At 55.6% G+C, this 13,407-nt stretch carries 15 protein-coding genes; 14 read left to right on the top strand and 1 reads right to left on the bottom strand.

All coding sequences use genetic code 11. The features are described 5' to 3' along the window. Nucleotides 1-36: 36 nt before the first annotated feature. Nucleotides 37-621 (bottom strand): nucleoside triphosphate pyrophosphatase, encoded by a 585-nt coding sequence (locus ABLV30_RS01890; protein WP_004849894.1) that lies wholly within the window; start codon nt 619-621, stop codon nt 37-39. Between the two features lie 141 nt (nt 622-762). Here ABLV30_RS01890 and yceD point away from each other — a divergent pair, with 141 nt between their 5' ends. The 14 genes from yceD (at nt 763) to ptsG (ending at nt 13,399) form a co-directional block, all read left to right on the top strand. Beyond that, nucleotides 763-1,284, top strand: coding sequence for a 23S rRNA accumulation protein YceD (gene yceD / locus ABLV30_RS01885; protein WP_004849895.1), 522 nt, complete (start codon nt 763-765; stop codon nt 1,282-1,284). Nucleotides 1,285-1,300: 16 nt separating this feature from the next. Then, nucleotides 1,301-1,474, top strand: coding sequence for a 50S ribosomal protein L32 (gene rpmF / locus ABLV30_RS01880; RefSeq protein ID WP_004101077.1), 174 nt, complete (start codon nt 1,301-1,303; stop codon nt 1,472-1,474). A gap of 202 nt (nt 1,475-1,676) precedes the next feature. Next, nucleotides 1,677-2,774, top strand: a complete 1,098-nt coding sequence (plsX, locus tag ABLV30_RS01875; protein ID WP_348865506.1) for a phosphate acyltransferase PlsX — start codon at nt 1,677-1,679, stop codon at nt 2,772-2,774. Nucleotides 2,775-2,827: 53 nt separating this feature from the next. After that, nucleotides 2,828-3,781, top strand: coding sequence for a beta-ketoacyl-ACP synthase III (locus ABLV30_RS01870; RefSeq protein WP_182158202.1), 954 nt, complete (start codon nt 2,828-2,830; stop codon nt 3,779-3,781). Between the two features lie 15 nt (nt 3,782-3,796). Next, a complete protein-coding gene (fabD, locus tag ABLV30_RS01865; RefSeq protein WP_025106909.1) occupies nt 3,797-4,726 on the top strand; it encodes an ACP S-malonyltransferase in 930 nt (309 codons plus the stop codon). Nucleotides 4,727-4,738: 12 nt separating this feature from the next. Further along, entirely contained in the window at nt 4,739-5,473 is a 735-nt protein-coding gene (fabG, locus tag ABLV30_RS01860; RefSeq protein ID WP_004131399.1) for a 3-oxoacyl-ACP reductase FabG, read from the top strand. 210 nt (nt 5,474-5,683) lie between these two features. Next, complete coding sequence (acpP, locus tag ABLV30_RS01855; RefSeq protein WP_000103754.1) at nt 5,684-5,920, top strand: acyl carrier protein; 237 nt, start codon at nt 5,684-5,686, stop codon at nt 5,918-5,920. Nucleotides 5,921-6,009: 89 nt separating this feature from the next. After that, nucleotides 6,010-7,251 (top strand): beta-ketoacyl-ACP synthase II, encoded by a 1,242-nt coding sequence (gene fabF / locus ABLV30_RS01850; RefSeq protein ID WP_004849908.1) that lies wholly within the window; start codon nt 6,010-6,012, stop codon nt 7,249-7,251. Nucleotides 7,252-7,396: 145 nt separating this feature from the next. Then, nucleotides 7,397-8,206, top strand: a complete 810-nt coding sequence (pabC, locus tag ABLV30_RS01845; RefSeq protein ID WP_025106910.1) for an aminodeoxychorismate lyase — start codon at nt 7,397-7,399, stop codon at nt 8,204-8,206. A gap of 2 nt (nt 8,207-8,208) precedes the next feature. Then, complete coding sequence (gene yceG / locus ABLV30_RS01840; protein ID WP_004849912.1) at nt 8,209-9,231, top strand: cell division protein YceG; 1,023 nt, start codon at nt 8,209-8,211, stop codon at nt 9,229-9,231. Beyond that, complete coding sequence (tmk, locus tag ABLV30_RS01835) at nt 9,221-9,862, top strand: dTMP kinase (protein ID WP_004849914.1); 642 nt, start codon at nt 9,221-9,223, stop codon at nt 9,860-9,862. Before yceG ends, tmk begins: the two co-directional genes overlap by 11 nt. Then, on the top strand, nt 9,859-10,863 hold the full coding sequence (gene holB, locus ABLV30_RS01830; protein ID WP_049082389.1) for a DNA polymerase III subunit delta': 1,005 nt from the start codon (nt 9,859-9,861) through the stop codon (nt 10,861-10,863). The genes tmk and holB overlap by 4 nt, the downstream gene beginning before the upstream one ends. 10 nt (nt 10,864-10,873) lie before the next feature. Then, the gene (locus tag ABLV30_RS01825) at nt 10,874-11,668 is read left to right on the top strand and encodes a metal-dependent hydrolase (protein WP_004849918.1); all 795 of its coding nucleotides are present in this window, start codon (nt 10,874-10,876) and stop codon (nt 11,666-11,668) included. Nucleotides 11,669-11,965: 297 nt separating this feature from the next. Continuing rightward, nucleotides 11,966-13,399, top strand: coding sequence for a PTS glucose transporter subunit IIBC (ptsG, locus tag ABLV30_RS01820; protein ID WP_014228844.1), 1,434 nt, complete (start codon nt 11,966-11,968; stop codon nt 13,397-13,399). Nucleotides 13,400-13,407: the final 8 nt, after the last annotated feature.

Here is a 13,407-nt window from a genome sequence, read left to right as displayed (position 1 = left end):
AAGAGACCGCGTGGGATCGGGAGGCCTTTATCATGTTTACGTGAGCAGGGGATTCAACGCTTCCCGGCGCAGCATCTGGCACAGGGCAATGAGCGGCAAACCGACCAGCGCGTTGGGATCGCGCCCCTCAAGCCGTTCGAATAGCGTGATGCCTAAACCTTCGCTTTTAAAGCTTCCGGCGCACTGCAGCGGGTTTTCCTTGCGGATATAGCTCTCAATTTCCTGGTCGCTTAAACGGCGGAAATGAACGTCGAAAGGTTCGCATTCCGTTTGTAGATGACCGTTGGCGGAATTGTACAGCGCCAGGCCGGTATAGAACGTGACGATGGTGCCGCTGGCCTTTCTCAGCTGGCGATGGGCGTTTTCTTCCGTATGCGGTTTGCCGGTAATTTCACCGTCCAGGACACAAACCTGATCGGAGCCTATAATGAGGTGCTGTGGGTAGCGTGCGGCAAGGGCCTGCGCCTTTGCCTGCGCCAGACGCATCACCAGCTGGCGGGCAGGTTCGCCGGGCAGCGGGGTTTCATCAACGTTCGGCGCAGCGCATTCAAAAGGCACCGACAGTTTTTCCAGCAGCATTCGCCGCCACGGCGAGGTTGACGCGAGGATTAGTTCAGACATATTTTTTCATCCACATATAGCGCTTCGCAGAGCATCATTTTAAACTATGCGCCGCAATGTGTGCGAATAAATGGCAAAAGGCAACCTGAGGCTGCCTTTTTCTTTGACTCTATGACGTTACAAAGTTAATATGCGCGCCCTATGCAAAAGGTAAAATTACCCCTGACTCTCGATCCGGTTCGCACGGCTCAAAAACGCTTAGATTACCAAGGTATCTATACCCGTGATCAGGCTGTGCGTGTCGCTGATTCTGTTGTCAGCGTGGACAGCGATGTGGAATGCAGCATGTCGTTCGCTATCGATAACCAGCGTCTTGCCGTTTTAAGCGGCGATGCGACGGTGTCGGTAACCCTCGAATGTCAGCGTTGCGGGAAACCGTTCCCCCATCATGTTCACACAACGTATTGTTTCAGCCCCGTCAGAAATGACGAACAGGCCGAAGCACTGCCGGAAGCGTATGAGCCGATTGAGGTTAACGAATTCGGTGAAATCGATCTGCTGGCGCTGGTTGAAGATGAAATCATCCTCGCCTTGCCCGTAGTTCCGGTGCATGATTCTGAACACTGTGAAGTGTCCGACGCGGACATGGTCTTTGGTGAACTGCCTGAAGAGGCACAAAAACCAAATCCATTTGCCGTATTAGCCAGCTTAAAGCATAAGTAATTGAGGAGTAAGGTCCATGGCCGTACAACAGAATAAACCAACCCGTTCCAAACGTGGCATGCGTCGTTCCCATGACGCGCTGACCGCAGTCACCAGCCTGTCTGTAGACAAAGCTTCTGGTGAAAAACACCTGCGTCACCACATCACTGCCGACGGTTTCTACCGCGGTCGCAAGGTTATCGCTAAGTAATCACGCATTACTCCATGGATTTCGCGTTGCAAGAAGACGCAAGCGAGAGAAGCACCAGGAGCATAGCTCACTATGTGACTGGTGTGAACGAGCGTAGTCAACGCACTTGCCGCGTGAAAGACGAAGAGTAAAAGCGTGATGAAGCTTAGTGAGGATCTCCCCGGGTAACTGGGGAATAACCGAACCGAGCAGCGACGATACCTTGACACGTCTAACCCTGGCGTTAGATGTCATGGGCGGGGATTTTGGCCCTTCCGTGACAGTGCCTGCAGCATTGCAGGCACTGAACTCTAATTCACAACTCACACTTCTTTTAGTCGGCGATCCCGACACTATCGCGCCATTACTTGCCAAAGCTGATTTTGAACAACGTTCACGTCTGCAGGTTATCCCTGCGCAGTCAGTTATTGCCAGTGATGCTCGACCCGCGCAAGCGATTCGCGCCAGTCGCGGTAGCTCAATGCGCATTGCGCTTGAGTTAGTGAAAGAAGGGCGGGCGGAGGCCTGCGTCAGTGCGGGTAATACCGGAGCGCTGATGGGGCTGGCGAAGCTGCTGCTTAAGCCCATTGAGGGGATCGAGCGCCCTGCGCTGGTTACTATGTTGCCGCATCAGCTGAAGGGCAAAACGGTGGTGCTGGATTTAGGCGCTAACGTGGATTGCGATAGCACAATGCTGGTGCAGTTTGCCATCATGGGGGCGGTTCTTGCCGAAGAAGCGATCGGTATTAAGGATCCCCGCGTTGCGCTTCTGAATATCGGCGAAGAAGAGATGAAAGGTCTCAGCAGCATTCGCGACGCGGCGGCGGTTTTGAAGACTCTGCCAACCCTCAACTATATTGGGTATCTGGAAGCCAACGAATTGTTGACGGGCAAGACGGATGTTTTGGTTTGTGATGGATTCACGGGCAACGTCACATTAAAAACGATGGAAGGTGTTGTCAGAATGTTCCTTTCACTGTTGAAATCACAGGGAGAGGCGAAAAAAAGGTCGTGGTGGCTGCTTTTATTAAAGCGTTGGTTACAAAAAAGCCTGTCGAGGCGATTCAGTCACCTCAACCCCGACCAGTATAATGGTGCCTGTCTGTTAGGATTACGCGGTTCCGTGATTAAAAGTCATGGGGCTGCCAATCAGCGCGCTTTTTGCGTCGCGATAGAGCAGGCAGTGCAGGCTGTGCAGCGGCAGGTTCCTCAGCGAATTGCCGCTCGCCTGGAATCTTTATACCCTGCAGGTTTCGAATTGCCTGAAGGCGGCAGAAGCGGAAATTCCAGGCCTCAAACCCGGATGACCGGCAACGACTGACGCCTCGCAGTTTGAGTTAACCCGGTATATTACCCAAGAGTGACTGAGCGTACATGTATACGAAGATTATTGGTACCGGCAGCTATCTGCCTGAGCACGTGCGTACGAACGCTGAACTGGAAAATATGGTCGATACGTCTGACGAGTGGATTGTTACTCGTACCGGTATCCGCGAGCGTCGTATTGCCGCACCGAATGAAACAGTTGCTACGATGGGCCTTGAAGCCGCTAAGAATGCGCTGGACATGGCGGGCGTCAAGCCGGAGCAAATTGGTCTGATTATTGTTGCGACCACCTCCGGTACCCATGCGTTTCCTAGCTCGGCATGCCAGATTCAATCAATGTTGGGTATTAAAGGCTGCCCGGCGTTTGACGTCGCTGCGGCCTGCGCGGGGTTCACCTACGCGCTCAGCGTTGCCGATCAATACGTGAAAAACGGTGCGGTGGATTACGCGCTGGTGATCGGCGCTGACGTGCTGGCGCGCACCTGCGATCCTGCCGATCGCGGAACCATTATTATTTTTGGCGATGGCGCCGGTGCCGTGGTGCTGGGCGCTTCTGAAGATCCGGGCATCATCTCCACCCATCTGCACGCGGATGGCAGCTACGGCGAGCTGCTGACGCTGCCGAACGCCGATCGCGTCGAACCGGAAAACCCCATCTATCTGACGATGGCGGGTAATGAAGTCTTTAAGGTGGCGGTAACCGAGCTGGCGCACATCGTGGACGAGACTTTAGCTGCGAACAACCTCGAGCGCTCTGCGCTTGACTGGCTGGTGCCGCATCAGGCCAACCTGCGTATTATCAGCGCCACGGCGAAGAAGCTGGGCATGTCGATGGACAACGTGGTCGTCACGCTCGACAGACACGGCAATACGTCGGCGGCATCTGTTCCCTGTGCGCTGGATGAAGCCGTTCGCGATGGCCGCATTCAACGTGGTCAGCTTATTCTGCTGGAAGCCTTCGGTGGTGGTTTCACCTGGGGTTCCGCGCTGGTTCGTTTTTAGGATAAGGATTTAAACATGACGCAATTTGCTTTTGTGTTCCCGGGACAGGGCTCTCAGAGTGTCGGGATGCTGTCAGACATGGCGGCCGCTTACCCGGTCATTGAAGAGACGTTCCGTGAAGCCTCTGCGGCGTTGGGTTACGATCTGTGGGCGCTTGCACAGCAGGGCCCGGCGGAAGAGTTGAACAAAACCTGGCAGACGCAGCCGGCTCTGCTGACCGCCTCCGTAGCGCTGTATCGCGTCTGGCAGCAGCAGGGCGGTAAAGCGCCCGCTTTGCTGGCGGGCCACAGCCTCGGCGAATACTCTGCGCTGGTATGCGCAGGCGTTATCGATTTTGCTGATGCCGTCCGCCTGGTTGAGATGCGCGGCAGGTTTATGCAGGAAGCGGTACCGGAAGGTACCGGTGCGATGTCCGCGATCATCGGGCTTGACGACGCTGCGATTGCCAAAGCCTGCGAAGAATCTGCTGAAGGGCAGGTGGTTTCTCCGGTAAACTTTAACTCGCCAGGACAGGTGGTTATTGCGGGTAACAAAGAGGCCGTCGAGCGCGCGGGAGCCGCCTGTAAGGCTGCGGGTGCGAAACGTGCCCTGCCGCTGCCGGTCAGCGTACCGTCCCACTGCGCGCTGATGAAGCCGGCGGCGGAAAAACTGGCGGTTGAGCTGCAGAAAATCACCTTTAACGCGCCGACGATTGCGGTGGTAAACAACGTCGACGTGAAAAGTGAAACGGCGCCTGATGCTATCCGTGATGCCCTGGTTCGCCAGCTGTATAGTCCGGTTCAGTGGACCAAAACCGTTGAGTTTATGGCATCACAGGGCGTAGAGCATCTGTATGAAGTTGGTCCGGGTAAAGTCCTCACCGGTCTGACTAAACGTATTGTTGACACCCTGACCGCTTCCGCGCTTAACGAGCCGGCGGCGATGTCTGCGGCGCTTGAGCAATAAAAGAGGAAAACCATGAGTTTTGAAGGAAAAATCGCGCTGGTTACCGGTGCAAGTCGCGGGATTGGCCGCGCAATCGCTGAAACGCTCGTTGCCCGTGGCGCGAAAGTTATCGGTACTGCGACCAGCGAGAGCGGCGCGCAGGCGATCAGCGATTATTTAGGTGCTAACGGTAAAGGTCTGCTGCTGAATGTGACCGATCCTGCATCTATCGAATCTGTTCTGGGAAATATTCGCGCAGAATTTGGTGAAGTTGATATCCTGGTGAACAATGCCGGGATTACTCGTGATAACCTGTTAATGCGCATGAAAGATGATGAGTGGAACGATATTATCGAAACCAACCTGTCATCTGTTTTCCGTCTGTCAAAAGCGGTAATGCGCGCTATGATGAAAAAGCGTCATGGACGTATTATCACTATCGGTTCTGTGGTTGGTACCATGGGAAATGCGGGTCAGGCCAACTACGCTGCGGCGAAAGCGGGTCTGATTGGCTTCAGTAAATCACTGGCTCGCGAAGTTGCGTCCCGCGGTATTACTGTAAACGTTGTTGCTCCGGGCTTTATTGAAACGGACATGACGCGTGCGCTGACCGATGAGCAGCGTGCGGGTACGCTGGCGGCAGTTCCTGCGGGGCGCTTAGGCTCTCCAAATGAAATCGCCAGCGCGGTGGCATTTTTAGCCTCTGACGAAGCGAGTTACATCACCGGTGAAACTCTGCACGTCAACGGCGGAATGTATATGGTCTGACCGAGATTTGTGCAAAACGCTCAGGAACCGCGCAGTCTGTGCGGTTCACCGTAATGTTTTGTACAAAATGATTTGCGTTATGAGGGCAAACAGCCGCAAAATAGCGTAAAATCGTGGTAAGACCTGCCGGGATTTAGTTGCAAATTTTTCAACATTTTATACACTACGAAAACCATCGCGAAAGCGAGTTTTGATAGGAAATTTAAGAGTATGAGCACTATCGAAGAACGCGTTAAGAAAATTATCGGCGAACAGCTGGGCGTTAAGCAGGAAGAAGTTACCAACAATGCTTCCTTCGTTGAAGACCTGGGCGCTGATTCTCTTGACACCGTTGAGCTGGTAATGGCTCTGGAAGAAGAGTTTGATACTGAGATTCCGGACGAAGAAGCTGAGAAAATCACTACTGTTCAGGCTGCCATTGATTACATCAACGGCCACCAGGCGTAAGTGAACATCTCCAGGCGGTCATTCGACCGCCTGAGTTTTATCTATATTTTGTCCCACAAGAATCTATTTTCCCTCCCTGGAGGACAACCGTGTCTAAGCGTCGTGTAGTTGTGACCGGACTGGGCATGTTGTCTCCTGTCGGCAATACCGTAGAGTCTACCTGGAAAGCTCTCCTTGCCGGTCAGAGTGGCATCAGCCTGATCGACCATTTCGATACTAGCGCCTATGCAACGAAATTTGCTGGCTTAGTAAAGGATTTTAACTGTGATGACTTCATCTCGCGCAAAGAACAGCGCAAGATGGACGCCTTCATTCAATATGGAATTGTCGCTGGCATTCAGGCCATGCAGGATTCTGGCCTTGAAGTGACGGAAGAGAATGCTACCCGCATCGGTGCCGCTATTGGTTCCGGTATTGGCGGGCTTGGCCTGATCGAAGAAAACCACAGTTCGCTGGTAAAAGGCGGACCGCGTAAGATCAGCCCGTTCTTTGTTCCTTCCACAATCGTTAACATGGTGGCCGGGCATCTGACCATCATGTTTGGTCTGCGTGGACCAAGCATTTCCATCGCAACCGCCTGCACGTCTGGCGTACACAACATTGGTCACGCCGCGCGCGTTATCGCCTATGGCGATGCTGACGCAATGGTTGCCGGTGGTGCGGAAAAAGCCAGTACCCCGCTGGGCGTAGGCGGCTTTGGTGCAGCGCGCGCGCTGTCCACGCGCAATGACAACCCGCAGGCGGCAAGCCGTCCATGGGATAAAGAGCGTGACGGTTTCGTGCTCGGCGACGGCGCCGGCATGGTCGTGCTGGAAGAGTATGAGCACGCGAAAAAACGCGGCGCGAAAATCTATGCGGAAATCGTCGGCTTTGGTATGAGCAGCGATGCCTACCATATGACTTCGCCACCGGAAGATGGTGCTGGAGCCGCGCTGGCGATGGTGAACGCCATTCGTGATGCTGGCATTGAAGCTAGCCAGATTGGCTACGTCAATGCCCACGGCACCTCTACGCCGGCAGGCGATAAAGCAGAAGCGCAGGCGGTGAAATCTGTCTTCGGTGACGCTGCCAGCCGCGTCATGGTCAGCTCGACTAAGTCAATGACCGGCCACCTGCTGGGCGCCGCGGGCGCAGTAGAGTCTATCTACTCCATCCTCGCGCTGCGCGATCGGGCGGTTCCGCCAACCATCAACCTGGATAACCCGGATGACGGTTGCGATCTGGACTTCGTTCCGCACGAAGCGCGTCAGGTTAGCGATCTGGAGTATACCCTGTGTAACTCCTTCGGCTTCGGCGGCACTAACGGCTCGCTAATCTTTAAAAGGGTGTGATGCGCGCCTGACGCCACGTCTTTGCTGACGTCAATGCTCATCGAAAAACTGGCCCGCTCGTCGGGCCTTTTTTTATTCAGTTTTCTCCGCTTGTTCAATGTATCTCCTCCTGCGAAACTAACCGGCCAGCGATAAGGAGACTTTTATGTATTTGATAAATGGCGCTGAAAGTGAAACGCTTGCGGTGAACGATCGCAGCGTTCAGTTCGGCGATGGCTGCTTTACCACGGCGCGCATCGTCAGAGGCCGGGTTCAGCTGCTGTCAGCCCATCTGGCCCGCCTGCAGAAGGCCTGTGAACAGCTCTTTATCCCCTACGACGACTGGGCGCTATTAGCGCAGGAGATGGCGCATCTGGCACAGCCCCATCAGGATGGCGTGCTGAAGGTCATCATCACGCGCGGGGCGGGGGGGCGCGGATACAGCGCTGCCGGCTGCGTGAATCCCGTGAGAATCCTCAGCGTATCGCCCTGGCCGGAGCACTATCTTCGCTGGCGCGAGGAGGGGATCTCCGTGACGTTGAGCCCTGTCAGGCTGGGACGCAATCCCTCGCTCGCCGGCCTCAAACACCTTAATCGGCTGGAGCAGGTGCTGATTCGTTCTCATCTTGAGCAGACGGACGCCGATGAAGCGCTGGTCCTTGACAGCGACGGGTGGCTTACGGAATGCTGTGCCGCGAACTTATTCTGGCGTAAAGGATCCGACGTCTTTACCCCGCGCCTCGATCAGGCGGGGGTCAACGGTATTATGCGCCAGTACATTCTCGCTAAGCTGGCACCATCGCCGTTTCGCGTTGTCGAAGCCACCATGCGCCCCGAGGCGTTACGCGAAGCCGACGAGGTCCTTGTCTGTAACGCATTAATGCCGCTGGTGCCTGTTCGCCGCTGGAACGATAAACGTTGGTCCACGCGCGAGCTTTACCATTTTTTAGCCCCCTTGTGTGAGCTGTCTGATTAGCCATGAAGAAAATGTTACGTTTCATTCTGCTGTTGGTGGTGGTGCTGGGCATCGCCGCGGGCATCGGTATGTGGAAAGTTCGCCAGCTGGCGGACAGTAAGTTACTGATTAAAGAAGAGACCATCTTTACCCTTGAGGCCGGAACGGGGCGCCTGGCGCTTGGGCAACAGCTGTATAGCGATAAAGTCATTAACCGCCCTCGGGTGTTCCAGTGGCTGCTGCGCATCAAGCCTGAGCTTTCCCACTTTAAAGCCGGGACCTATCGCTTCACGCCTGATATGACGGTACGCCAGATGCTGCAGCTGCTGGCCAGCGGTAAAGAGGCGCAGTTTCCGCTGCGCTTCGTTGAAGGTATGCGGGTGAGTGACTACCTGCGTCAGCTGCGCGATGCGCCTTACGTCAAGCATACGCTGGCGGATGACAGCTATGAAACCGTGGCGAAGGCCCTTGAACTGGAACATCCCGATTGGGTCGAAGGCTGGTTCTGGCCGGATACCTGGATGTATACCGCCAATACCAGCGATGTGGCGATCCTTAAGCGCGCGCATCAGAAGATGGTTGCCGCGGTCGATAAAGCCTGGGAAGGGCGGATGGAGAATCTGCCGTATCATGATAAGAATCAGCTGCTGACGATGGCCTCTATCATTGAAAAAGAGACGGCGCTGCCGGAAGAGCGCGACCGCGTCGCATCGGTATTTATCAATCGTTTACGTATCGGCATGCGTTTGCAAACCGATCCCACCGTGATTTACGGGATGGGGGAGAGTTATAATGGCAAATTGACGCGTAAAGACCTGGAAACGCCGACCGCTTACAATACCTATGCCATTAACGGTATGCCGCCCGGACCCATCGCCGCACCGGGCGAGGCCTCGCTGAACGCCGCCGCGCATCCGGCGAAAACGCCGTATCTTTATTTTGTCGCGGACGGCAAGGGCGGGCATACGTTTAACACCAACCTGGCCAGCCATAACCGCTCGGTTCAGGATTATTTGAAAGTACTTAAGGAAAAAAATGCGCAGTAACTATATCGTCATCGAGGGCCTGGAGGGCGCAGGGAAAACCACCGCGCGTGAATGTGTGGTAGAGACGCTAAAACAGCTGGGCGTTAGCGACATGGTGTTTACCCGCGAACCGGGCGGCACCATTCTGGCCGAGAAGCTGCGCAGCCTGGTGCTGGATATTCAGTCCACCGGCGATGAAGTGATTAATGATAAAGCGGAAGTGCTGATGTTTTACGCGGCGCGCGTACAGCTGGTAGAGACGGTGATTAAACCCGCTCTGGCGCGCGGTCAATGGGTCATTGGCGATCGTCACGATCTCTCTACCCAGGCCTATCAGGGCGGCGGTCGCGGTATCGACCAGACGATGCTGGCGACCCTGCGTGACGCGGTACTGGGAGACTTTCGTCCCCATCTGACGCTTTATCTTGATGTGACTCCGGAGGTGGGCCTGAAGCGCGCCCGCGCCCGCGGCGAACTTGACCGAATTGAGCAGGAGTCGCTGGATTTCTTTAATCGAACTCGCGCGCGCTACCTTGAACTGGCGGCGCAGGATCCCACCATCCGCACCGTTGACGCCACCCAGCCGCTGGAGGCCGTCGAGCGCGACATCCGTGCGGTGGTGAATCAGTGGGTTGCGGAGCAACTCCCATGAAATGGTATCCGTGGTTACGCCCGCCCTTTGAACAGCTGGTTGCCAGCTATCAGGCGGGACGGGGCCACCATGCGCTGATGGTCCAGGCGCTGCCGGGCATGGGGAGCGATGCGCTGATTTACGCGCTTTGTCGCTTTCTGATGTGCCGCCAGCCGGAAGGGCATAAAAGCTGCGGTCATTGCCACAGCTGTCAGCTGATGCAGGCCGGTACCCATCCTGATTATTATGCGTTGGCCCCGGAAAAGGGGAAGAGTTCGCTCGGGATCGATGCCGTGCGCGAGGTGAGCGAAAAGCTTTATGAGCACGCCCGGCTTGGCGGCGCGAAGGTGGTGTGGATCGGCGATGCCGCTATGCTGACGGATGCGGCGGCAAACGCGCTGCTGAAAACGCTGGAGGAGCCGCCGGAGAATACCTGGTTCTTCCTGGCCTGTCAGGAGCCAGCGCTCCTGCTGGCAACGCTGCGCAGCCGCTGTCGTTTGTATCACCTTGCTCCGCCTTCAGAACGCTACGCGCTGGCGTGGTTAGAGCGGGAAGTGACGATGTCACAAGACGCGCTGCTCGCGGCGCTGCGGCTGAGCGCCAACGCGCCAGCGGCAGCGCTGGATCTGCTGCAGGATGCTCACTGGGCACCGCGCCAGCAGCTTTGTCAGATCCTGGGTAATATTTTAACTCACGGCGACTGGCTGACGCTGTTGCCGATTTTGAACCATGAACAGGCCGCGATTCGCCTGCACTGGCTGGCATCGCTGCTGGTCGATGCGCAAAAAAGGCAGCAGGGGATTACGCTTATCAGCAATCCGGACGCCTGGCCACTGGTCAATCAGCTGGCCGCTGCGCTGCCGGCGGCGCGCCTGCAGGCGATTGCGCGTGACGTCAGCGCCTGCCGCGAACAGCTGTTGAGCGTTGTCGGCATTAATCGCGAACTGTTGCTAACCGAGCGCCTTCTGCGCTGGGAACATTACCTGCAACCCGGGGCGGTTCTTCCCGTATCCCACCTCTGAGAGAGACATTATGTTTTTAGTCGACTCCCATTGCCATCTCGATGGCCTGGATTATCAAACGCTGCATAAAGATGTGGACGATGTACTGGCAAAGGCTTCCGCGCGCGATGTGAAATTTTGCCTGGCGGTGGCGACGACGCTGCCGGGATACCGCGGTATGCGCGAGCTGGTGGGGCAGCGTCACGACGTCGTTTTTTCCTGCGGCGTCCATCCGTTAAACCAGGATGAAGAGTATGACGTTGAAGAGCTGCGCAAACTCGCAGCAGAGGACGGCGTCGTCGCGATGGGCGAGACCGGGCTCGATTATTTCTACACGCCGGAAACAAAAGCGCGTCAGCAGGCGTCGTTTCGCGATCATATCCGTATAGGCCGGGAGCTGAATAAGCCGGTTATTGTTCACACCCGCGATGCCCGCGCCGATACGCTGGAAATTTTACGCGAAGAAAAAGTGACGGATTGCGGTGGCGTACTACACTGTTTCACTGAGGATAGGGAGACAGCGGGTAAGCTGCTGGATATGGGGTTCTATATCTCGTTTTCCGGCATTGTGACGTTCCGTAATGCGGAGCAGCTTCGCGATGCTGCGCGCTATGTACCTCTCGATCGCCTGCTGGTGGAGACCGATTCGCCGTATCTGGCGCCGGTACCGCATCGCGGCAAAGAGAACCAGCCGGCGATGGTCCGGGACGTCGCCGAGTATATGGCGGTCCTCAAGGGCGTATCGCTGGAGCAGCTGGCACAACAGACGACTGAAAATTTCGCGACGCTTTTTCATATTGACCCCTCCCGGCTGCAACCTCTCTGATATTGCTTATTATTTTAAGGCTCGTAATTAATAGCTAAAGCGAGTAAAGTTCACCGCCACAAATGGGGCGGTGAAGGTTTTTTGGCAACATTCAGACACGAGTTATGTAAATCAATGTCAGTTTTTAATGGGTGTCTGATTGAAACGTGATAGCCGTCAAACAATCATCCCGGTAATTATTTTACTCTGTGTAATAAATAAAGGGCGCTTAGATGTCCTGTCCACGGCGCGGTTCTCCCCCCGGGCCAATGCGTGAAAACGTAAAAAAGCACCAAATACTCAGGAGCACTCTCAATTATGTTTAAGAATGCATTTGCTAACCTGCAGAAGGTCGGTAAATCGCTGATGCTGCCGGTATCCGTACTGCCTATCGCAGGTATCCTGCTGGGCGTCGGTTCCGCAAACTTCAGCTGGCTGCCAGCCGTAGTTTCCCACGTCATGGCGGAAGCGGGCGGTTCGGTCTTCGCTAACATGCCGCTGATTTTTGCTATCGGTGTCGCACTTGGCTTCACCAATAACGACGGCGTATCCGCTCTGGCATCGGTCGTCGCTTACGGCATCATGGTGAAAACCATGGCCGTGGTTGCACCTCTGGTTCTGCATTTACCTGCTGAAGAGATTGCGGCTAAACACCTGGCGGATACCGGCGTCCTCGGCGGTATCATCTCCGGTGCCATCGCAGCCTACATGTTCAACCGCTTCTATCGCATTAAGCTGCCTGAGTATCTGGGCTTCTTTGCGGGCAAGCGTTTTGTGCCAATTATCTCCGGCCTGGCAGCGATCTTCACTGGCGTGATCCTGTCCTTTATCTGGCCACCGATCGGTACCGCAATCCAGACTTTCTCCCAGTGGGCCGCTTACCAGAACCCGGTTGTCGCGTTCGGTATCTACGGCTTCATTGAGCGCTGCCTGGTGCCGTTTGGTCTGCACCACATCTGGAACGTTCCTTTCCAGATGCAGATTGGTGAATACACCAACGCAGCAGGTCAGGTCTTCCACGGTGATATTCCGCGCTATATGGCAGGCGACCCGACTGCGGGCAAACTGTCCGGCGGCTTCCTGTTCAAAATGTACGGTCTGCCGGCCGCCGCTATCGCTATCTGGCACTCTGCCAAACCAGAAAACCGCGCGAAAGTGGGCGGTATCATGATCTCCGCAGCGCTGACCTCGTTCCTGACCGGTATTACCGAGCCGATCGAGTTCTCGTTCATGTTCGTTGCGCCGATCCTGTACATCATCCACGCGATTCTGGCAGGTCTGGCCTTCCCGATCTGTATCCTGCTGGGTATGCGTGACGGTACGTCGTTCTCTCACGGCCTGATCGACTTCATCGTTCTGTCTGGCAACAGCAGCAAGCTGTGGCTGTTCCCGATCGTCGGTATCTGCTACGCGATTGTTTACTACGTGGTGTTCCGCGTGCTGATCAAAGCGCTGGATCTGAAAACCCCGGGTCGTGAAGACGCCACCGAAGACAGCAAAGCTGGCGCGACCAGCGAAATGGCTCCGGCTCTGATTGCCGCGTTCGGCGGTAAAGAGAACATTACTAACCTCGACGCATGTATCACTCGTCTGCGCGTGAGCGTGGCGGATGTGGCGAAAGTTGATCAGGCTGGCCTGAAAAAACTGGGTGCCGCAGGCGTGGTTGTTGCAGGTTCAGGCGTTCAGGCTATTTTCGGTACCAAATCCGATAACCTGAAAACTGAAATGGATGAATACATCCGCAACAGCTAAGTTGTGAT

The sequence above is a fragment of the Klebsiella sp. CN_Kp113 genome (assembly GCF_040064585.1).
GTDB lineage: Bacteria > Pseudomonadota > Gammaproteobacteria > Enterobacterales > Enterobacteriaceae > Klebsiella > Klebsiella michiganensis.
This window is presented reverse-complemented; position numbering and strand designations above follow the sequence as displayed.

Bases quoted from the DNA above. Each gene is read 5' to 3' on its own strand.
- ptsG (WP_014228844.1), top strand. From the start codon at position 11,966: ATGTTTAAGAATGCATTTGCTAACCTGCAGAAGGTCGGTAAATCGCTG.
- fabD (WP_025106909.1), top strand. From the start codon at position 3,797: ATGACGCAATTTGCTTTTGTGTTCCCGGGACAGGGCTCTCAGAGTGTC.
- ABLV30_RS01825 (WP_004849918.1), top strand. From the start codon at position 10,874: ATGTTTTTAGTCGACTCCCATTGCCATCTCGATGGCCTGGATTATCAA.
- ABLV30_RS01870 (WP_182158202.1), top strand. From the start codon at position 2,828: ATGTATACGAAGATTATTGGTACCGGCAGCTATCTGCCTGAGCACGTG.
- rpmF (WP_004101077.1), top strand. From the start codon at position 1,301: ATGGCCGTACAACAGAATAAACCAACCCGTTCCAAACGTGGCATGCGT.
- acpP (WP_000103754.1), top strand. From the start codon at position 5,684: ATGAGCACTATCGAAGAACGCGTTAAGAAAATTATCGGCGAACAGCTG.
- tmk (WP_004849914.1), top strand. From the start codon at position 9,221: ATGCGCAGTAACTATATCGTCATCGAGGGCCTGGAGGGCGCAGGGAAA.
- holB (WP_049082389.1), top strand. From the start codon at position 9,859: ATGAAATGGTATCCGTGGTTACGCCCGCCCTTTGAACAGCTGGTTGCC.
- yceG (WP_004849912.1), top strand. From the start codon at position 8,209: ATGAAGAAAATGTTACGTTTCATTCTGCTGTTGGTGGTGGTGCTGGGC.
- ABLV30_RS01890 (WP_004849894.1), bottom strand. From the start codon at position 621: ATGTCTGAACTAATCCTCGCGTCAACCTCGCCGTGGCGGCGAATGCTG.
- yceD (WP_004849895.1), top strand. From the start codon at position 763: ATGCAAAAGGTAAAATTACCCCTGACTCTCGATCCGGTTCGCACGGCT.
- pabC (WP_025106910.1), top strand. From the start codon at position 7,397: ATGTATTTGATAAATGGCGCTGAAAGTGAAACGCTTGCGGTGAACGAT.
- fabG (WP_004131399.1), top strand. From the start codon at position 4,739: ATGAGTTTTGAAGGAAAAATCGCGCTGGTTACCGGTGCAAGTCGCGGG.